Genomic DNA, 17557 nt, shown 5'->3' with positions numbered 1-17557 from the left:
TGGTGATCTTGCAATCTTTGATTCTTTAAATCCAGACTATATCTTATTTCTTTTCTTCCTCAGGATAAATGATAATGCGAGGACGTTTGTTTACATCCGGAATCATCAGTTTGCGCTCTGCATCTGTAAATCCCATCTTTTGTGCAAACGTTTCCACATGCAGTCCCGGCCTAATTTCGGACGAGTAAAGCATTTTTAAGACTGTCTTTTCCTCTTTCGAGATATAGAAAGGTTCTTTCATCATATGCCTTATTTCGTCCTGTGAACGGAAGAATTGCGGAATTACCGACCTGCCGATAGTTACATAATAAGGGTATAGTTTGATAGGATGGTCGAGTCCCAGTGCATGTTGAAATTCATGTATCAGCGTTTGCGAACTGGCATGACAACCATCGTAGATGACTGCAAAATTAATACTCCATGAGTAAGACGATTTGCGGTTTACTTTCGACATTCCATTCAGACAGACAGATTGCGGCAGCCTGTTCGATATCACTTCGGGTACGCGCCTGTACACATGCAGGTTGCCACCTCTGTTTACACGTTCCATTTTCAACGGGGCAATCAGTGGGGCAAGGATGGCGATGACGGAATCTACCTCGTCAATTGATTGTTGGCTAAGTTCGCCGATATTCTTAATTTCCACCTTTATATCCCTGTCCCATTTGCGTATCCGGGAGTTTTCGAACATGAATGCCACATCACAGAACAGGCTGAGCTCATCTTCATTATATCCTGTTTCCCTGAATTTGTCTGCATTGAACCGGCGGGTTTCCTTTACTGCGGCATTTTCATATACGAACGATACCAACCCTGTCGTTGTGGATAGGATTATCAAGGAGAATATGGTATATTTAGCATACTTCACCATGTTTTTCGGTATTACGTAGATTCACATAAATGCGCTGTCAAAAACGTCCGACGCACATCCCCCTTTACTACAAATATATTAATTTATATTTGTTTGATGTAATATAGAGGGAATTTTTAGATGGATTCCATAAATAAGACAGAAAAAAACAAGAAAAATAATAAAAACGCTGTTAATGAGAAGAAAATAGGAGTGATATGAGGATGTGAAGTAACATACACGCTTTTATTCCTATATCTGCAATATCTTTGACTTGCCATACCGGAATATATCGATATGGCGACCGGAAGGATCTTCTTTTTTAAAAAGACGTTTGTAAGTATTAACAACAACTATAAAAAAATTAATAATTTTTATTTGTAGTTTTTGCCTTTCATAATCGTCCTATTCAGTTTATATATCATTCAACATTTACAATATCGATTAATTTTACCTCTAATGCCTGACATATTTTATATAAAGTACCCAGGGTAGGATTAGTACGTCCCTTCTCTATTCTTATGAGATTATTGTATTCTATATCAAGCTTATCTGCTAAATCCATCATGCTCATATTTCTACTCTCTCTTATCTCCCTAATCTTTAAACCTACCTTTTTAACTAAAATTTCTTTATCCATGAATTTCTATCATTAATGATTGTTTGTTAAAGAAAATTGATTATGTTTGTATCACAACAATCATATATGATAGTTTGTGTTAAAGGCTATTTTATTGAAAATCAGATTTAACACATTATGCCTTAATGTTTAACAGATTTATAGAAGGAGGTAGATATGAAAACATGAAACCATGGATCAGAACCTCTGTGTACAGAAAATGCCCGGATTTATACTGTATTCAGATTATTTTTAACGATTTAATGCATTATTATTAACGAATCTTATTGAAAATTAATGAAAGCACATCAACAAATTAATGTCCTGAATTCAGGATCTTTATGTAGGTCGTTTTCATCTTTGGCAATTGCAACTTTCGGATTATTCCTCTTCTGTGCACCGAATGTCCACGCTGCCGATGGAAATGCTGAGAAAAAGGCTGTCTCTCATGAAACTTCCCCTTTGCAAAAAGGACGGACAGTTTCCATAACTGTAACTGACGCGGATGGGCCTCTCATCGGTGCCAACGTGGTAGTAAAAGGAACTACTAACGGAAATATTGCGGATGCGGATGGAAAAGTCATTTTAAATAATGTACCCGATAATGCCGTGCTGGTAATATCATTTGTAGGTTTTATACCTAAAGAAGTTCCGGTAGGCAGTCAGCAAACCATAAATGTAAACTTATCGGAAGACGCTCAGGCACTCGAAGAAGTTGTGGTAATCGGATATGGGACACTGGATAAAAAACAGGTTACCAGTGCCGTTACTTCCATCTCGGGAAAAGACCTGATGGTAGGTGTAGGTGGCTCCGATATATCTGCTTCGCTACAGGGACGTATCAGCGGGCTTATTATGAATAATATAGGGAGTGCCAATGCCGGTACTACATTCCAGTTACGCGGCCTTACTTCCATCAATGCCGGAAAGGCGCCGCTCATTGTTATCGACGGATTCCCGGGTGGAGATATACGTTCACTTACACAAGACGATATCAAGTCGATAGATGTACTTAAAGATGCTTCTGCCGGAGCCATCTACGGTACGCGTGCCACTTCAGGGGTAATACTGATTACCACCAAAAGCGGTTCTAATACCAATGGTAAAGTGAAATTGACTTACAGCAACGAACTAACAAAGAAACAGACCTACAGGGCGCCACAGATACTTACCGGACGCGAATATGCCGAACATGGCATAGGTACCGATTACGGGTCGGACACAGACTGGTGAGATGAAATGATAAACGACGGCAACTTCTCTCACAAACACCATATTGCTATAGATATGGGAACAGAGAAAGCGCAGGTCTATACATCGTTTTTTTACGAAAAAAATCAAGGTATCTCGCTCAGTGACGAGCGTGAGGATTATGGCGGACGTTTCAATGCCAATTTCAAACTGTTTGACGACTGGCTCGAAGTGCGCCCGAATGTCGATTACCGTCAGGCATGGAGAAACAACAATATCCCTGCTTTCCAGCAGGCCATGCGAAACAACCCTACACGTTCGCCTTACGATCCGGATAGTGAAACCGGCTATAACGTATGGCTCAACGAGTCGCTGGACTATAACGTAGTAGCCGACGCAAAGCTGAGTGCTTACGAAGGACTGGACAAATGGTTCAAGCCCGAAGTTACTTTCAAGCTGAATGTAAAACCCATCCCCGGCCTGTCTTATACGCAGACAATAGGTTACGAAAACCGCCAGTGGGAATACCACTTCTACAGGTCACGCTATCATCGCACCGAACTGGAAGAATCGCGCAGGGGAGCCGCATATCTTAGTTTCAGTAAAACCGAAAACCTAACATCGGAAGGATATGTGAACTATATCAGGGAATTTAATGGAGGCCATGTACTGAATACTACAGCCGGTTACTCTTACTTCGAAAACAACGGCGAAGGATTTAGCATGGAAAACTTCGACTTCGATGTGGACGGTCTCAAATTCTGGAATATCGGGGTAGGTTCGTACCGCAGCGATGGGAAGGCAAATCTGGCCTCAAGTAAAAATATCACAGAACGTCTGTTTTCGGTGTTCGGGCGTGCCAACTACTCATTCCAGGACAAATACCTGTTGCAGGTATCTCTTCGTCACGAAGGTTCATCCAAATTTGCCGCCGATAACCGTTGGGCCAACTTCTGGTCGGTATCGGCAGGATGGCGCATCTCCGGCGAAAGTTTCATGAAAGGCCTCACATGGCTCAAAGACCTCAAAGTGCGTTTCGGTTATGGAGTAACGGGTAACAACGATTTCAGTTCCTCTTATATGGCTGATATGTTGAGTTCAGATGCTTACTGGATGCTTCCTGACGGGACATGGGCATACTCCTTCGGCAAGTCGCAAAACGTAAATGCCAAACTGGGATGGGAAGAGAACAAAGAATGGAATCTGGGTGTCGATTACTCACTGTTCGGCGACCGTTTTTATGGTAAGTTCGATTACTATCGCCGTAAGATAGATAATCTTCTTTACAACGTAAAAGTACCTCAACCGCCTTTCACGCAGGGTTCTCAATGGCAGAATATCGGCAGTATGGAAAGTAAAGGCTGGGAATTCGAATTTGGCGGAGATATTATCCGTACAAAAGATTTCACATGGACTACCAATATGAACCTCAGCCACAATTCGGGTAAGATACTCAGCTTGTGGGGCAACAATACTTATTACAACGGTAATGGCTTCGTTGCTCCGGGAACTCCGGGTGATGCTGCACGTATAGAGGAAGGTTCGAAGATAGGTTCGTTCTACATCTGGAAATTTGCAGGGTTCGATGACGATGGAGGTTTCCTTCTTTACAACAAAGACGGGGGAGTGATACCGGCTGCTCAGAAGACCGAGAACGATAAACAGTATATGGGCAATTACCTGCCAAAGCTGATCGTAGGCTGGCGCAACACACTCGCATATAAAAATTTCGATCTGGGTATCAGCTTGCGCAGCTGGATAGACTTTGATGTGTACAATACCATAAATATGTATTTCGGTATTCAGGGACGTGGCAACACCAACGTACTGAAAGATGCTTACGGGAAGTTTGCCCATATCAAGGGAGAAAAGCAGATTTGCGACTATTATCTCGAGGACGGCACATTCCTCAAAATCGACGCCATTACACTGGGTTATACCCTGCCGATGAGGAAATATACGAAGTTTGTAGACCGCATACGTGTTTACGGGACTGTGGGTAATGTCGCTACTATCACCGGTTACAGCGGTATGAATCCCGAAGTGAATATCACCAATTGGGACGGCGGTACGGAAAAATTCTGGGACGGTAGTTTCTACCCGATGACGCGTACTTATACTTTTGGTCTTCAGTTAAATTTTTAAATACATAGGCAAGAATGAAAAAGAATAAGATAACCAAATTCATATTGTCGGGAGCACTTTGTCTGCTCACTGCTACATCCTGCGATGTAGATCCGACCTTCTATACACAAGTAGTGCCCGAAACATTCTATACATCGCAGGAAGCGGTATGGGAACGTTTCAACCGCCCTTTCACGCATTGGCGCTGGTATGTGGCCAATGACGCTCCCCGCTGGATGTTGCAGGAACTGGGCACGGATGAATTCTGCCAGCCTACCAGAGGCAGTGACTGGTTTGATGGTGCCAATTATCAGAAATTCCACCATCATGAATATACAGAAGATATGATTTTCATCGAAACAGGATGGACTAATTTTGCGATGGGAGTTGCTCTTGCCTGGGATGCACTCGAAGATCTTGAAAAAGTGGACTTCGATGCTCTGGGGTTTCCACAGGGCACGCGCGAATCGATGCTGAATCAGCAAAAAGCATTGGTTGCATCCTTGTACCTTGACGGGCTCGACTTTTTCGGAGGAGTAGCTCTCTATACTACGACACAGAGCGAGGTAAAAGGCCGTTCGACCGATAAGGAAACTTTCGAATTTATCGAAAACCTGCTCAAAGAAGCCATCCCTAACCTCCCTGTGAAGGAGGAGCTCGGAGGTCTTGAGAACGGTAGTATCAACAGGGCTGCAGGAGCCGCTCTTCTGGCACGCCTCTACTTCAATGCCAAATCGTATATCGGTACGGAAATGTATGCAGAGGCCGGACAGATATGTCAGGATATTATCAATGGCGTATACGGCAAATATGAACTGGATGCGGACTGGACAAACATTTTCGGTTTCGACAACGAAACGTGTACCGAGATCATATGGTCGGTACCTAGTCAGAATGCCAAGTTGGAAACTGACGGTATGTACTGGGATCGCATGGTACCATACAATTACAGGAATTATCTGGGAGGATTGGAAGGTTCGGGTTCGAATAATGGTATCGGGCTGATTCCAAGTCTCGACCCTCTGGGCAATAAATATCCTTACAAACTGGGTGGTGCTTATTCCAAATTCCATGACAGCGATATACGCAAGCAACCATATGTATATGAGAACAATGGCAAGTACCGGGGGATGTTTATCGTAGGTAAACTCATCAATCCGACTAATTCCGATTGGGTTTGTACAGGTAGCCGTGAGTATAACGGGCAGATAATTACAGTCGTAGACCAGGTATCGTATTTTGCCAAATTAGGTTCGGCCGAATATCCTACGTTGGCATCACTACCATCTACTATCGCCACGGCTGAGGAGTCATCCTGCGTGCGTGTTACCAAACGCAGCCCACGTCCAAATCAGAGCGAGAAGAACCGTAAGTTTGATCCCGATATTCCTATCATTCGTTTGGCCGAAATTTACTACACATTGGCCGAATGCAAAATGCGCGCGGGAGAAAAAGGCGAAGCGGCACAATTGATTAACACCGTGCGTAAACGCTATTTCGCAAACGGAAACGACCCTGATCCTGTTACGGCTTCGAACCTGGACAAATACCGTATGCTGGACGAATGGTTACGGGAATTTTTGGGCGAAGGCCGCCGCCGCACCGATCTGGTACGTTGGGACGCTTATGTGACCGAAGACTGGTGGGATCATAAAGCGACCAACAATACGAATCTGAACCGTTTCCCGATACATTACAGCCTGATAGGGGCTAACAACTTACTGGAACAAAATCCGGGATATTAACAATGAGCAGATTGTTTGGTATATAAATGCCCGCTTGCTGTTTAGGTATAGGCTTTAAACAGTAGAATTTGAAAGAGGCTGCCCGGGAAAGGCAGCCTCTTGTTTATTTTATATAATATATTGCTTTCAAAGCAGGTAATATTTAAAAACCACCCCGATAATGATAGCCACAGAAAAACTCGAAAGCGTTCCTATCATTACATATTCGGTCATTTTTATTTCCTGCAGTTCTTTCAGATCGCCATATCTGAATATCGACTTGGCAGCCAGAAGGAATCCGATGGCTTCGAAATTTCCGGTAAATATAAATGTAATTAATTCAAGTTGCTATTTATAGAATTATCCAATAAAAAAGGTCAATCCCTTAACTTTGCGGTGCTAACACACAAAAAAGGACTGACCATGGTTACAAAAACCATTGCAATATACGTATTTTTTGATGATATATTGAAATCGATGAACCACAAAGAGCCTGAGAGCCGTAAGACCAGTGATGCGGAAATCATTACGGTAGTTCTGATTGCCGCCCAGTATTTTGCAGGCAATATAGAGAAATCCATCTGTTTTGTCCGTTCTACCGGATTGATGCCTCGTATGCTTGGCAAAAGCCGCTTCAACCGCAGGTTGCACAATATAGGAGAATTTCTTAGCCAACTCTTTTTCTATACAGGCCAGGCAATAAAGGGTATGAGCCTTGAGACAACTTATAGCATCGATAGCTTTCCTGTAGAGGTCTGCCATAATATACGCATAAGTAGATCCAGGATTGTCAAAGGGGAACAATACCGAGGTAAATGTGCTTCCAAACGTGTTTATTTTTATGGTTTTAAAGTTCATATGATAGTTACTTCGGATGGTATTCCCGTAGAATTTACCTTTACAGCAGGCGGAATCCATGATATTGACGGTATAAAACAATTGCCGGTCAACCTGCCTGATGGAAGTCAACTTCTGGCTGATTCCGCTTACACTGATTATTTGCTTGAAGACATGCTGGCCGATAATAATATTTATCTGAAAGCTGCCAGGAAAAGTAATTCCACAAAGCCGCATAATCCGTGTATGGAATATCTGATATCTATTCACAGAAAGCGGATTGAAACAGCTTTTAGTGATATTACCAAGTATTTGCCTAAGAAAATTCATGCCGTCACTCAAAAGGGGTTCTTGATTAAACTTATTGCTTTCATTTGGGGATATACTTTTGATAAAATTTACAATCTATAAATAGCAACTTAAATTAATTATAAGAAAGCGTTCGATGTAGCCAATCCATTTTCCGGCATCCTGTAGCCCGTTATTTCCTGTTATGTTCAATTGGCTGCTCCATTTTTCGGTGAATATGCCGATAAGTATCGAAGAGGGTTGCAGTATGAGGATATATGCTATCAGGACAACCCACATCTTATTGCCTGCAAAAAGGCCGGATATATATTCCCATAATGCCCTGAACTGGCCTTCACAGATAAGCCAAAGCAATATCAGAACAATAATGTGTAACAGTTGGTCTATCAGGAATGGTTGCAGTCCATCTTTTTTCCGCTTATACAGGAAATCTATCGCAAAATGGGAGACCAGTATCCCTGCGGGAATATACCAGCTTAACCATGCCCCTGCTATGATGTACGCCGCAATAGCATGTATAAGACTATGCATTATATTTGCTTTCAGACTTATCTGTATATCATCATTCTTTTTCCTGTCTACAAGCGATCCGGGCTGAAACAGGAAGTCACAGAGGAAATGTGCGCAAAGTAACCTGAGTAGAATATTGATTTCCATCTTTCTTAATATTTTTGTTTTTCCAAATCCGATACCTTCCTTCTGAACCGGTTTGCATATTTGATTATATTACCTGCTTTCGCATTTAACAGTAATTTGCTGATAGTCTGTTGCGTTTTTCCTGTTATTTCTGCAAGGTCTTTTTGAGACGTATGTTCCGCCATCATAAGGGGATATATAACCGAAGCCTGTGCCTGTGTCCAGCCGGATACGATATCATCAGCAAAGGTTGTGCTGACACTCAGTTCATCATTGAAGTCATCGTCAGGCGTAATAATGCACATACGGCTGTTCTTATCCAGCATATCAAATGCCTGACCCGACAAACGGAAGGCTTCTCCATCCGATTCCACGACACTGTCTGTAATAAACTCACCTTTTCCTATCCCTAATCCCATACGCGCATCCCAGCGGAGATTGGCTCCCGAATTCGCTGTCAGGGCAGCCCTTAATGTTATAGCTGTCCATACGGTAGCTTTGGCATTATCGGTAATTATCTGGAAGCTATCACCCCTGTATATCTCTATTCTGGTATTAGCTATTGCTAAAGTGTTGACATTAGAAATAGCGCTATGTAATATATCCAGTAGCCTGTCCCTGTTTCCGGAGCTCAGTATTTCCGTAGAATCTACTATATCGCCTGTTATTACTCCTATCCAACCCATTTTTTTTTTACAAAGATACTATTTTTATTTTGCTAACAGCCTTTTTGAGCTGTTTTTTGTTAATACAACCAATATTGGCTGTTTTTTGTTAATACAGCTGAAATGTGCTGTTGCTTTTAAGGCGATAAGAATGAATATTTTTTGTAATACATCCAACTGTTAATTTTTCCATTTATCTGCATTTTTTTCAAATCCAATTATCTATATCCTAAAAAGCAGATAATCTATGAATTTACCTATTTACAACTGTATTATCGACGACAACGAAGACGATATGACGGGCATCTGTGCCATATCCTTTGTCGATTGTCCGGCCAATGAGGTCGATTTTGTGACATTGAAAAAAAACAGTGAACACATTCTTCTCAATCGTGATACAAAGAAACGCATTATTACAGGCGTAGTACTGAAACCCGAGCAACTGATCTACCGTCACAGTGAAGAACTGGGCGACTATTACATCAGGTTTTCGGCCGAACAAATAGAAAGGATAGCACAGAAAATGATGCGTACCGGTGTAGCACTTCACAATACCACACACCAGCATCAGACACCGCTCTCGGGCAACTACCTCACCGAACTGTGGATAGTGGCAGACCCGCAGACAGATAAATCGAAAGCATTAGGATTTGAAGACCTTCCCAAAGGGACCTTGATGTGCAGCTACAAGGTCGAGGATGAAAAATACTGGAACACAGAGGTGATGACCGGCCATGTCAAAGGCTTCTCTTTGGAAGGTTTCTTCAATCTTCTATATTAAATTTAGATATAATCATACTGTTATTTATAAAATATCTGAAATACAGTATATTATATGGTTATTATATTTTCATATTCTTGAATATTTCCCTTAATTATATCCTTATTTTATTTACTTATATTTAAAAGTAGCTATATTTGTTTATAAATAGTTGACATATAATTATAGGTTATGGCTACATTCAAAGCGGAAGTACAAAATAAACGTGCGGACGGAACTTACAATGTAAGAATACGGGTAACACACAACAGGGAGATACGGCGAATTTCCACAAATTTATATATAACATTAGATGATCTAACTAAAAGTCTGAAAATAAAGAATGTAAATATAGTGGAAAAATGTGACGATATTATACGGGAATGCCGTGTAGTTTGCAATAATCTAGGTTTCCGCTTATTTAATATGCCTATAGATGAACTTGTTTCAAAAATAAAAAATCATCTTCAGGGTGGCGATAAATTTTATCTCGATTTTATGCAGTACACAAAAGAGAAAGCCTCTGAAATGAAAAAAGAAACCGGAGATACATATACAAGTATGCTGAATTCATTGAAACGTTTTACAAAAAGGGAAAGCCTTGATATCTCCGAGATAAACACAAATTTTCTCCTGGAATTTGAAAAGTTCATAGCATCAGAGCCTTCCCAGCGTGGTAGTAATAAAAAGAAATACAAAAAAGATTCTAAAGATAAAACGAAAGCTAAGGGAGGCCGTGCTGTATCTAAATACCTGTCATGCGTTCGAGCCATACATAACAAGGCTAAGGAACAGTATAATGACGAAGACCGCGGGATAATAAATATACCCTTCTCCCCATTTAAAAAATATAAATTGAAACCTCTCCCGAAGACGCGTAAACGGGCTTTGCCTGTTACTTTGATACAACAGATAATAGATCTTCCCTATGAAAAGGAAATAATAGGCGGACGGAGTAGCCTTTTTAATCTGGCTAAGGACTGCTTTATACTATCTTTTGCCTTGATTGGGATGAATAGCGCCGATATGTTCCGTTCAGACTCACCTAAAAATGACATTTTAGTTTATAACCGGAGAAAAACGGAAGCACGCCGGGATGACAGGGCTGAGATGTGTGTGAGGGTCGAGGCCTGTATCCGGAATTTAATGGATAAATATAAAGATGATAAGAAGCTATTCCGGTTTCATAGACACTATACTAACCATAAGGTATTCAATGCAGTAATTAATGAAGGCTTAAAAAAAATAGGCAAAAAGATTGGCGTAGATCATTTAGAGTTCTACGCGGCGCGGCACTCCTGGGCCACTATCGCCTGTTCATCAACTGTAGGCATCGATAAGTATACGGTACATGAAGCATTAAACCATGCTCCGGATAGAGCTATGAAAGTAACTGACATTTACATCGATAAGGATTGGTCGGTAATCTGGGATGCTAACAGAAAAGTACTGGATCTGTTCGACTGGTCAAAAATTACTTCAAATGTCTAGCTTGTCAATAGTTGATAAGCTAGTATTATTAAGTTTCCGCACATCGCCTGTAGACTGAGTTTTCGTCTTCGCTATAATGTAGTGGCTGTTTACATAGTCGAAAGAATTAAACTTCCATTTATACAGGGTAGATCTTGAAACATCAATAGTAGATTTGTTCGCTTCGTAAAGCGCGGCAAGTGATGTATAAGTAGTGACCTTAAGAGGTCGCTGCCGAATGAAAACATATACCGTCATACTGTCAAATAATTTTTCAATTTGCTAATATATGGTATTATATTGTCAAAAATGAGGGTTTTTAAGGCTTTTTTTTGAACCTTATTTGTCCAGCTTTTTAAAATTTGAAAAGGTAGTTTTATTAAAGTATTAGTACATAGTGAGTTACGTTATTTTTATGTGTTTGAAAAAATCATGCTCGCGAAGCCTGTTTTCCGGGGTATTTTTTCGTGAAAATTGCATAATATTACCTTGTCAATTATTGATAAGGTAGAATTGCAAAGGTGAGAAAAGAAAGCCCCGCTGATGAGCGGGGCCTGACCGTAAAATTACTTGGTCGAATAAATAATTAAGATACGGACAGTAAGTCTTTGCCTATTTTATGCAGGCCGTTTATTATCTTCTCCTGCTGTTCCTTTCGCGGGCGCTTCAATCCGGAACTGTAATGGCTCAATTGAGATACGTTTATTCCGGCGGCCTTGGCAAGGGCTGTTTTTGTTACAACCCCGTCGATATACTTCAATAACGCTTCGATATCGAACTCAAAAGCCAACTCATATACACCCTGTAATACCTCAGGTAATTGCCTTCCATAATTATTCAGCGTTTTCACATATGTATCCAGTGCAGCCTGCGCGTCAGCTTTAGCTGCTTCGATTGTTTCGCCGAATCCGAATACATTGTCTATTTCTTTGAAAGACACGCCATAGCCGTCTTTGCCCGCTTCCAATATTGCTGTTATCTGTTTCATTATTTTGTGGATTTAGAGGGGCTAAATAAGCCCCTTGATTGTTTTTAATATTTTGCTGCATGTACCTGTGGGGACTTCTTTCGCCCCATGGTAAGGGATGATTAGAAATTTCCCGTCCTTTTCATAAGTCCGGTGGCTGGTGGCGTCCTGTGATATAAACTTCCATCCTGCCTTTACCGCCAACCGGTTTAATTCTCTTGATTTCATATCCTGTATTATTTATTCGACAAGGTAAAGGTATATAAATATTTACCATTATCAAAATAAATAGGTAAATATTTTTATACTATTTGTGTGTTTTTATCAAATTATAGTATAAAAAAGTTTATAAATACAAGCTTGTCAATTATTGAAAAGGTAGAATTGCAAAGATGGAGAAAAAAAGCCCCGCTGATGGGCAGGGCTGAAAGCTTATCACAAACAGAATAACTGCTGAATTAAGCCGGAGCAAGTTCGACGCTCAAGCCAAGCGCATTGACTATCCTGTAAAAGGTCGCTACACTGGGAACTATCAGACCCTTTTCTATCCGGGAAATATAAGATTTGTTTACCCCTATGCGGCTGGCCAGTTCCTGTTGTGTCAACCTCGCGTTCTTCCGTGCATCCAGTAATAGCTGGCTGGTGTAGAATGCGTAGGCTTCTTCATCGAATTTGGCGCGTTCGGGAGTTCCGGGCTTGCCGTATTCTTTTTCCAGTTGTTCACTTATGTTTGTTATCATGTGATTGTTTGTATGCATAATATTCCTCCTTTATTTTTAATGCTTTATCTATTTCGCTAACCGGCGTTTTCTGCGTCTTTTTCTGGAAACCGTTGAACAGGACGACTACAAAATCTTCATCGAAAATGAAAAACACACGGTAAATATTACTATTATATTCCATCCGGAGCTCGTAGAGTTCATCACGGATATACTTGATAAACTTTACCGGCATGCGGTCTGTAGTTTCGAGCAACGAAAGAATATATTTAAGCTTTAGTAATTCTTTCTTACCCAGTGTTTTTATAAACTCCTGATAGTAATCCTTAAATGCTATTATTATTCTATTCATAGTACAAAGATAATGAAAGTTGCAATATATTGCAACTTTTGCGTGTGAAAAATAAAAGCTTGTATAAAAAAATGACAAGCTTTATTTGTGCGGTTTGATGATGTGGAAAAAGAAAGCCCTGCTAATGGGCGGGGCTACGGAATTATTTAAATGTTGATTTTATCATATCACCTATTAAAGAAAAGAAATAGGAAATATACCTGAATTTATAATCGAATATTTTCTTTTTATATTCAGCAATCTCAGATTCTTCCCTTAACTGATCTTTTTCTTTTTGTTCCTGTAAATATTTTTTATATCCGTCATCCCCATCGTTAGCAATCTTTATTCCTTTTTGGGTGAGCGTGTAAGTTCCGTGACCTCCTTCTATTAATCCTTCTTCTACCATCCGAGAGGTAATTGAACGACTTATCTTAGATAAAGTTTTAAAGTCTAAATCAGTGCCAAGGTAATTTTTTATTATAAGTCTAGGTTCATAACGTCCTATATTTTTCCTCATTTTAGATAAAATCTCTTGAATGATCTCATTCTCAGTTTCTTTATTTATCCCTAATTCCATAGTTATTTAAATCTATCCGTAATTTCTAATCCTTCATCAATAACTTGAAATAACTGGGATGAACTTGTTGCTAATTCAACTATATGTTTTAGTTTTAAGAGGTTCTCTCTTTCTGCATTTGATAATCTCTTTTTGAGAAATTCATCAATAGCATTTGATATATATTTTTTTACAGTTATTAATTGAGCAGATGCAGATGGTAAATGCGAAACCCATAATTTTCCATTTTCAGCATCGATTAGATTTTTCATATTACTGAGATGTGCCCCATTTTTTGAGTTATTACACTTAAAGGCTCTGCAAATAAAAATTTCATACATGGTTGCATTTAAATAATTTTTTCTTTCATCATTTTCTGACATAATGTATTAAGGTTTAATTGTTTATTGATATTTTATTTATTTAGAATTTGTAATACTTTATCTTTTAATCCTAGCTTTATAAATTCATCATTACTAACCTCCAATTCCACTAATACTTTTGTAGAAGTGGGATTTTGTTGATTTATATATTCGTCAGGATATGTTATTATGTTGATTACAGAATAATCAAGTGCTTTTGCAATATCTGCAAGTCTATTATATGTCAATAGAACTTTTCCATCAACTATACGGCTGTATGTTGCTTCGGAAATATTGATTTTTTCAACTAATGCTTTCCGAGTCATTTTTCGCTTGTATTCACGAATTGACTCAATATTTTCCAAAATTTTCTTTTGTGCAAATTCCATGATATTAAATTATCTATTGATTATCAATTAATTAGAATATTATTTGCAAAATATTTGCATTTTATGTAATATTATATTGCATATTCTGCAAGATATTTATTTATATTTGCATAAATATATCAATCAATACAAATGGAAACAATAGAAAAAATCAATGTAAGAGGATCGATAAAAGCCCTTAAGGTAGGCGAAGAGATAGTATTGCCGAGGCCTGATTATAAGCCTTCGAGCATACGGTCAAATGCAAATATTGTAGTTTCTGATATGGGTTGGAAGATATCCGTATTGGTAAGTGAGGAATTTATAACAATAAAAAGAAAATCGTAGTATTACGACTACTGTAACCATTTAAATAACAAAAAATATAGAATCATGAAAATAAGGAAAGTATTAATAAAAGAAGAGGTAATAGCTTATCTACATAACCTGGCTAATAATATTGAATCTACAATTAAGGAGGATGATATTATTATTTATACGGAAGAATGCGACGATTTCAGTCACGATATTCGCGTGATTGACATGATAGGCACAAAAATGACTATTGAATTTGAACATTTTGAAATAAAAGCTACTGAAGGATAATTATAACCACTAGTTTACTTACGCTATGGAAATCGATCTCTTCAAATTAAAACAGTTATATATAGAAGCCGGAGATATCGCCGCCCTATCGGTGCTTAAGCAACTTTACCCTTCCTTTGACGAAGTCAAGTATGAAGAGGCTTGCCAGCTTGCGGGCAGTGAACACTGGTTACTCCAGCAGATCAAAAGCGGGGCTGTGAAGAAGATCAGGCGGGGAAAGGCAAAAAATTCCCCGATATATTACAGCCGCCGCGAGATAGCTGCCGTAAGAATGGCGGAGATTACGCTGGAGAAGTATGAAAAGAATAAAAACTCTATAATAGAATAATATGGCTAAATCATATGTAGAGTATATAATTAATTTTAACCGGGAGCATCGGACTAATCCTTTTACCCACAGTGCGCTGGAATTATATCATGCCATATTAGTGCGGTTCAATGACAGTGGAACTAAGGATAAGCCATGGAAACAGTATATTAAAGTAAATAATCAGTCATTAAAAACTGATATCCGGTATTCTTACAATACATATAAGGAAGCACTTGATATGCTGAAGGAAAGGGGGATGATAGATTACCGGTCTAAAAACGGATATGCAGACATCATACTTTGCCTTGAACCGATACCGGAAGGCGTCACCGCCAGCGATAAGATTTCCAATGATGGAAATTCTATTCTCTACAAGAAAAGCGCGGGAGCTGCTACCCAGTCCCCTCCATCCCCTGCTTCCCCTGAACGCAGCCCCGGTCCCAAAGGCGGCGTTATTCGCCGGCAGCCTCCATCCAATTCTCCACCAATTGAAACCTACTCCCCCGACGGAGATCACCCGCCCGATGACGGGATAAAACGTAACTGGGAAGGCCTGAAAGGCCGGCTAAGGGATATAAACTGTCCGCCGGATATCGCCAGGAAGGTAGTACAATGGTCTAATTACGGCGTTATCGGGCATAAGGTATGGGAAATTCTGAATAAAATACGGGACGACAAAGGGCTGAAAATGCCTGTAGAATATCTCGTATCCAAGATGAATAATTCCAGTTGAGTTTAATGTACTGATTTAATAATATGCCAATGTGCCAATAATAAATTCCCCTCGGATAATTCGGGGAGTTGGAAACTATTATCAAAAAAAATCAATATACTGATTTACTAAATTGCTAATCTTCAAATTAATAATCATGGATCCGAAGGAATTAATTAAAGATAAAAAGTACCTGTACACCGGCGAAGATAAACCTGTCGAAGTAACATACCTGTATGAGACGATCAACAGGTATATGTTCCGGATGAATGACAGTGATTTTTCGCTTTCTGTGGTATCGGTGAAAATTAATATAGAAGAAATATGAAAAACGAAAAGTGAAGAACGAAGAATGAAAAATAACCAAACCGCAAAATTGCGGTCTGAAAAAACTAAATAAAAATAAGCTATGACAGAAACAATTATCAAAACGGCATCGGTAAAAGTGATGCTAAGCTACGACTACTCGCATTTCGAAGCGTCGATGTCGTTAGAAAACGAAAGCGGGCTGACCATGCAGGAGATCGACGACGCCCGGAAGAAATGCCAGTGCCTGGCAGACAAGGCGGTGGGACAATACAAGAAAGCCAAAGAAATGGCAGCCAAACGTAAGAATAGCGAATACAATATGTGGAATTTTGAGGAACAGTGCAAACGTATTCAGGCTAAGGATGAACAGGACCGCACGGTGGAAGAGATTGCCATGCTCAAGCAATACGAAGACGAGAACTGGCAGGCTCAGTTCGAATACCCTTACGACTACGATGACGATGATGAGTACGTATTATGAAAACACATGAAGTCCAACTATTCTTTGCCATGTGCATATTCGCCGGCATATGTGTAGCGCTCGGATGGTGTTCGCAGGAGGCCGGGTTGCTGGTCGTGATTATCCAGCTGCTGGTGTTGATCGTAACATTGTTATCGCGGATATATACCGCTATTATTAACCACTACGCAAATTTGCGTAGTGACAAAAAGGAGCTAAATGAAAGGGATAAAAGTTAATTGGACAGAGGAAATGCTCGAAATGTTAAGGCGTGAATTCTCTTCTTCATTCAACAGGGATCTGGCGGAAAAACTGGGGGTATCCATGCGAACAATGATAAGAAAAGCCCGGGAACTTGATCTCGAAAAAGAGGAATCCTTTTTAGAATCAAGAAGAGCGGAAATATCGGAAATGTCCCGGAAAGCGCATCCGCCCCAACCGACAAAAGGGCTGAAGGGCTGGAGCGTTCCGGGAGGGGAGGAATTCCGGTTCAAAAAAGGGCATGTCCCCGCAATGAAAACGAATCCGGAGATTGCCGCCAAAGTCCGGGATAAAAGAAACGCTACCATCCGTCTTGAAAAATTAAGGCTGAAATATGGCCTGAGAACGATGACGAAACTGAAGATTAAGAACTATTGGTAACCACTACGCAAAATTGCGGTGTGAAAA

23 protein-coding genes and 1 pseudogene are annotated in these 17557 nt (G+C 39.9%); 13 read left to right on the top strand and 11 right to left on the bottom strand.

Features of this window, described 5'->3' with window-relative positions; translation table 11 throughout:
• Window positions 1-43: 43 nt before the first annotated feature.
• On the bottom strand, window positions 44-871 hold the full coding sequence (locus ACYQ3L_RS17795) for a zinc metalloprotease (protein ID WP_380001031.1): 828 nt from the start codon (window positions 869-871) through the stop codon (window positions 44-46).
• 400 nt (window positions 872-1271) lie between these two features.
• Window positions 1272-1490 carry a helix-turn-helix domain-containing protein gene (locus ACYQ3L_RS17790; protein WP_291109166.1) on the bottom strand — a complete coding sequence of 73 codons (219 nt, stop codon included), beginning with the start codon at window positions 1488-1490 and terminating at the stop codon, window positions 1272-1274.
• 276 nt (window positions 1491-1766) lie between these two features.
• Between ACYQ3L_RS17790 and ACYQ3L_RS17785 the strand changes: the two are divergent.
• The 3 genes and pseudogenes from ACYQ3L_RS17785 to ACYQ3L_RS17775 all read left to right on the top strand — a co-directional run bounded on the left by ACYQ3L_RS17785 (window position 1767) and on the right by ACYQ3L_RS17775 (window position 7756).
• Window positions 1767-4805 (top strand): annotated as a pseudogene (locus ACYQ3L_RS17785) (SusC/RagA family TonB-linked outer membrane protein).
• A 14-nt stretch (window positions 4806-4819) separates the two neighbouring features.
• Window positions 4820-6529 (top strand): RagB/SusD family nutrient uptake outer membrane protein, encoded by a 1710-nt coding sequence (locus tag ACYQ3L_RS17780; protein ID WP_380001029.1) that lies wholly within the window; start codon window positions 4820-4822, stop codon window positions 6527-6529.
• Window positions 6530-6931: 402 nt separating this feature from the next.
• The gene (locus ACYQ3L_RS17775) at window positions 6932-7756 is read left to right on the top strand and encodes an IS982 family transposase (protein WP_459952367.1); all 825 of its coding nucleotides are present in this window, start codon (window positions 6932-6934) and stop codon (window positions 7754-7756) included.
• Here ACYQ3L_RS17775 and ACYQ3L_RS17770 read toward each other — a convergent pair.
• The gene (locus ACYQ3L_RS17770; protein WP_379994828.1) at window positions 7751-8311 is read right to left on the bottom strand and encodes a DUF3307 domain-containing protein; all 561 of its coding nucleotides are present in this window, start codon (window positions 8309-8311) and stop codon (window positions 7751-7753) included. The genes ACYQ3L_RS17775 and ACYQ3L_RS17770 overlap by 6 nt on opposite strands.
• A 5-nt stretch (window positions 8312-8316) precedes the next feature.
• Entirely contained in the window at window positions 8317-8976 is a 660-nt protein-coding gene (locus ACYQ3L_RS17765; protein WP_379994826.1) for a SatD family protein, read from the bottom strand.
• Window positions 8977-9202: 226 nt separating this feature from the next.
• Here ACYQ3L_RS17765 and ACYQ3L_RS17760 point away from each other — a divergent pair, with 226 nt between their 5' ends.
• Together ACYQ3L_RS17760 and ACYQ3L_RS17755 are read left to right on the top strand one after the other, a co-directional pair.
• On the top strand, window positions 9203-9736 hold the full coding sequence (locus tag ACYQ3L_RS17760; RefSeq protein ID WP_379994824.1) for an XkdF-like putative serine protease domain-containing protein: 534 nt from the start codon (window positions 9203-9205) through the stop codon (window positions 9734-9736).
• Between the two features lie 171 nt (window positions 9737-9907).
• Window positions 9908-11206, top strand: coding sequence for a phage integrase SAM-like domain-containing protein (locus ACYQ3L_RS17755; protein WP_379994822.1), 1299 nt, complete (start codon window positions 9908-9910; stop codon window positions 11204-11206).
• A gap of 565 nt (window positions 11207-11771) precedes the next feature.
• Here ACYQ3L_RS17755 and ACYQ3L_RS17750 read toward each other — a convergent pair.
• The 7 genes from ACYQ3L_RS17750 to ACYQ3L_RS17720 all read right to left on the bottom strand — a co-directional run bounded on the left by ACYQ3L_RS17750 (window position 11772) and on the right by ACYQ3L_RS17720 (window position 14512).
• Window positions 11772-12173, bottom strand: a complete 402-nt coding sequence (locus ACYQ3L_RS17750; protein WP_379994820.1) for a hypothetical protein — start codon at window positions 12171-12173, stop codon at window positions 11772-11774.
• Between the two features lie 21 nt (window positions 12174-12194).
• On the bottom strand, window positions 12195-12380 hold the full coding sequence (locus tag ACYQ3L_RS17745) for a type II toxin-antitoxin system HicA family toxin (RefSeq protein WP_379994818.1): 186 nt from the start codon (window positions 12378-12380) through the stop codon (window positions 12195-12197).
• 230 nt (window positions 12381-12610) lie between these two features.
• On the bottom strand, window positions 12611-12910 hold the full coding sequence (locus tag ACYQ3L_RS17740; protein WP_379994816.1) for a helix-turn-helix domain-containing protein: 300 nt from the start codon (window positions 12908-12910) through the stop codon (window positions 12611-12613).
• Entirely contained in the window at window positions 12873-13223 is a 351-nt protein-coding gene (locus ACYQ3L_RS17735) for a type II toxin-antitoxin system RelE/ParE family toxin (protein ID WP_379994814.1), read from the bottom strand. The genes ACYQ3L_RS17740 and ACYQ3L_RS17735 overlap by 38 nt, the downstream gene beginning before the upstream one ends.
• 142 nt (window positions 13224-13365) lie before the next feature.
• Entirely contained in the window at window positions 13366-13782 is a 417-nt protein-coding gene (locus tag ACYQ3L_RS17730; RefSeq protein ID WP_379994812.1) for a hypothetical protein, read from the bottom strand.
• 2 nt (window positions 13783-13784) lie between these two features.
• Window positions 13785-14144: a hypothetical protein gene (locus ACYQ3L_RS17725; RefSeq protein ID WP_379994810.1), complete on the bottom strand. Its 360-nt coding sequence runs from the start codon at window positions 14142-14144 to the stop codon at window positions 13785-13787.
• A 32-nt stretch (window positions 14145-14176) separates the two neighbouring features.
• Window positions 14177-14512 (bottom strand): helix-turn-helix domain-containing protein, encoded by a 336-nt coding sequence (locus ACYQ3L_RS17720; protein WP_379994808.1) that lies wholly within the window; start codon window positions 14510-14512, stop codon window positions 14177-14179.
• A gap of 132 nt (window positions 14513-14644) precedes the next feature.
• Between ACYQ3L_RS17720 and ACYQ3L_RS17715 the strand changes: the two genes are divergently transcribed.
• From ACYQ3L_RS17715 to ACYQ3L_RS17680, 8 genes are all read left to right on the top strand, one after another.
• Entirely contained in the window at window positions 14645-14839 is a 195-nt protein-coding gene (locus tag ACYQ3L_RS17715) for a hypothetical protein (protein ID WP_379994806.1), read from the top strand.
• Window positions 14840-14884: 45 nt separating this feature from the next.
• On the top strand, window positions 14885-15097 hold the full coding sequence (locus ACYQ3L_RS17710; protein ID WP_379994804.1) for a hypothetical protein: 213 nt from the start codon (window positions 14885-14887) through the stop codon (window positions 15095-15097).
• A gap of 25 nt (window positions 15098-15122) precedes the next feature.
• Window positions 15123-15425, top strand: coding sequence for a hypothetical protein (locus tag ACYQ3L_RS17705; RefSeq protein ID WP_379994802.1), 303 nt, complete (start codon window positions 15123-15125; stop codon window positions 15423-15425).
• A gap of 1 nt (window position 15426) precedes the next feature.
• Window positions 15427-16140 carry a hypothetical protein gene (locus ACYQ3L_RS17700; protein ID WP_379994800.1) on the top strand — a complete coding sequence of 238 codons (714 nt, stop codon included), beginning with the start codon at window positions 15427-15429 and terminating at the stop codon, window positions 16138-16140.
• A gap of 136 nt (window positions 16141-16276) precedes the next feature.
• Window positions 16277-16447, top strand: a complete 171-nt coding sequence (locus ACYQ3L_RS17695; RefSeq protein ID WP_379994798.1) for a hypothetical protein — start codon at window positions 16277-16279, stop codon at window positions 16445-16447.
• An 81-nt stretch (window positions 16448-16528) separates the two neighbouring features.
• Complete coding sequence (locus tag ACYQ3L_RS17690) at window positions 16529-16909, top strand: hypothetical protein (protein ID WP_379994796.1); 381 nt, start codon at window positions 16529-16531, stop codon at window positions 16907-16909.
• A complete protein-coding gene (locus tag ACYQ3L_RS17685) occupies window positions 16906-17127 on the top strand; it encodes a hypothetical protein (RefSeq protein ID WP_379994794.1) in 222 nt (73 codons plus the stop codon). Before ACYQ3L_RS17690 ends, ACYQ3L_RS17685 begins: the two co-directional genes overlap by 4 nt.
• Window positions 17108-17530: a hypothetical protein gene (locus ACYQ3L_RS17680; protein ID WP_379994791.1), complete on the top strand. Its 423-nt coding sequence runs from the start codon at window positions 17108-17110 to the stop codon at window positions 17528-17530. The genes ACYQ3L_RS17685 and ACYQ3L_RS17680 overlap by 20 nt, the downstream gene beginning before the upstream one ends.
• Window positions 17531-17557 lie beyond the last annotated feature (27 nt).

This window comes from Dysgonomonas termitidis (genome assembly GCF_054657735.1).
Note: the sequence above shows the minus strand (reverse complement) of the source record. Positions and strands in the feature narration are given on the sequence as shown.

Excerpts from the sequence above, each read along its gene's own strand:
- ACYQ3L_RS17735 (WP_379994814.1), bottom strand. The coding sequence starts at position 13,223 with ATGAATAGAATAATAATAGCATTTAAGGATTACTATCAGGAGTTTATA.
- ACYQ3L_RS17765 (WP_379994826.1), bottom strand. The coding sequence starts at position 8,976 with ATGGGTTGGATAGGAGTAATAACAGGCGATATAGTAGATTCTACGGAA.
- ACYQ3L_RS17730 (WP_379994812.1), bottom strand. The coding sequence starts at position 13,782 with ATGGAATTAGGGATAAATAAAGAAACTGAGAATGAGATCATTCAAGAG.
- ACYQ3L_RS17710 (WP_379994804.1), top strand. The coding sequence starts at position 14,885 with ATGAAAATAAGGAAAGTATTAATAAAAGAAGAGGTAATAGCTTATCTA.
- ACYQ3L_RS17695 (WP_379994798.1), top strand. The coding sequence starts at position 16,277 with ATGGATCCGAAGGAATTAATTAAAGATAAAAAGTACCTGTACACCGGC.
- ACYQ3L_RS17680 (WP_379994791.1), top strand. The coding sequence starts at position 17,108 with ATGAAAGGGATAAAAGTTAATTGGACAGAGGAAATGCTCGAAATGTTA.
- ACYQ3L_RS17760 (WP_379994824.1), top strand. The coding sequence starts at position 9,203 with ATGAATTTACCTATTTACAACTGTATTATCGACGACAACGAAGACGAT.
- ACYQ3L_RS17750 (WP_379994820.1), bottom strand. The coding sequence starts at position 12,173 with ATGAAACAGATAACAGCAATATTGGAAGCGGGCAAAGACGGCTATGGC.
- ACYQ3L_RS17790 (WP_291109166.1), bottom strand. The coding sequence starts at position 1,490 with ATGGATAAAGAAATTTTAGTTAAAAAGGTAGGTTTAAAGATTAGGGAG.
- ACYQ3L_RS17770 (WP_379994828.1), bottom strand. The coding sequence starts at position 8,311 with ATGGAAATCAATATTCTACTCAGGTTACTTTGCGCACATTTCCTCTGT.
- ACYQ3L_RS17755 (WP_379994822.1), top strand. The coding sequence starts at position 9,908 with ATGGCTACATTCAAAGCGGAAGTACAAAATAAACGTGCGGACGGAACT.
- ACYQ3L_RS17725 (WP_379994810.1), bottom strand. The coding sequence starts at position 14,144 with ATGTCAGAAAATGATGAAAGAAAAAATTATTTAAATGCAACCATGTAT.
- ACYQ3L_RS17700 (WP_379994800.1), top strand. The coding sequence starts at position 15,427 with ATGGCTAAATCATATGTAGAGTATATAATTAATTTTAACCGGGAGCAT.
- ACYQ3L_RS17780 (WP_380001029.1), top strand. The coding sequence starts at position 4,820 with ATGAAAAAGAATAAGATAACCAAATTCATATTGTCGGGAGCACTTTGT.
- ACYQ3L_RS17720 (WP_379994808.1), bottom strand. The coding sequence starts at position 14,512 with ATGGAATTTGCACAAAAGAAAATTTTGGAAAATATTGAGTCAATTCGT.
- ACYQ3L_RS17715 (WP_379994806.1), top strand. The coding sequence starts at position 14,645 with ATGGAAACAATAGAAAAAATCAATGTAAGAGGATCGATAAAAGCCCTT.
- ACYQ3L_RS17690 (WP_379994796.1), top strand. The coding sequence starts at position 16,529 with ATGACAGAAACAATTATCAAAACGGCATCGGTAAAAGTGATGCTAAGC.
- ACYQ3L_RS17705 (WP_379994802.1), top strand. The coding sequence starts at position 15,123 with ATGGAAATCGATCTCTTCAAATTAAAACAGTTATATATAGAAGCCGGA.
- ACYQ3L_RS17740 (WP_379994816.1), bottom strand. The coding sequence starts at position 12,910 with ATGCATACAAACAATCACATGATAACAAACATAAGTGAACAACTGGAA.
- ACYQ3L_RS17745 (WP_379994818.1), bottom strand. The coding sequence starts at position 12,380 with ATGAAATCAAGAGAATTAAACCGGTTGGCGGTAAAGGCAGGATGGAAG.
- ACYQ3L_RS17685 (WP_379994794.1), top strand. The coding sequence starts at position 16,906 with ATGAAAACACATGAAGTCCAACTATTCTTTGCCATGTGCATATTCGCC.
- ACYQ3L_RS17775 (WP_459952367.1), top strand. The coding sequence starts at position 6,932 with ATGGTTACAAAAACCATTGCAATATACGTATTTTTTGATGATATATTG.
- ACYQ3L_RS17795 (WP_380001031.1), bottom strand. The coding sequence starts at position 871 with ATGGTGAAGTATGCTAAATATACCATATTCTCCTTGATAATCCTATCC.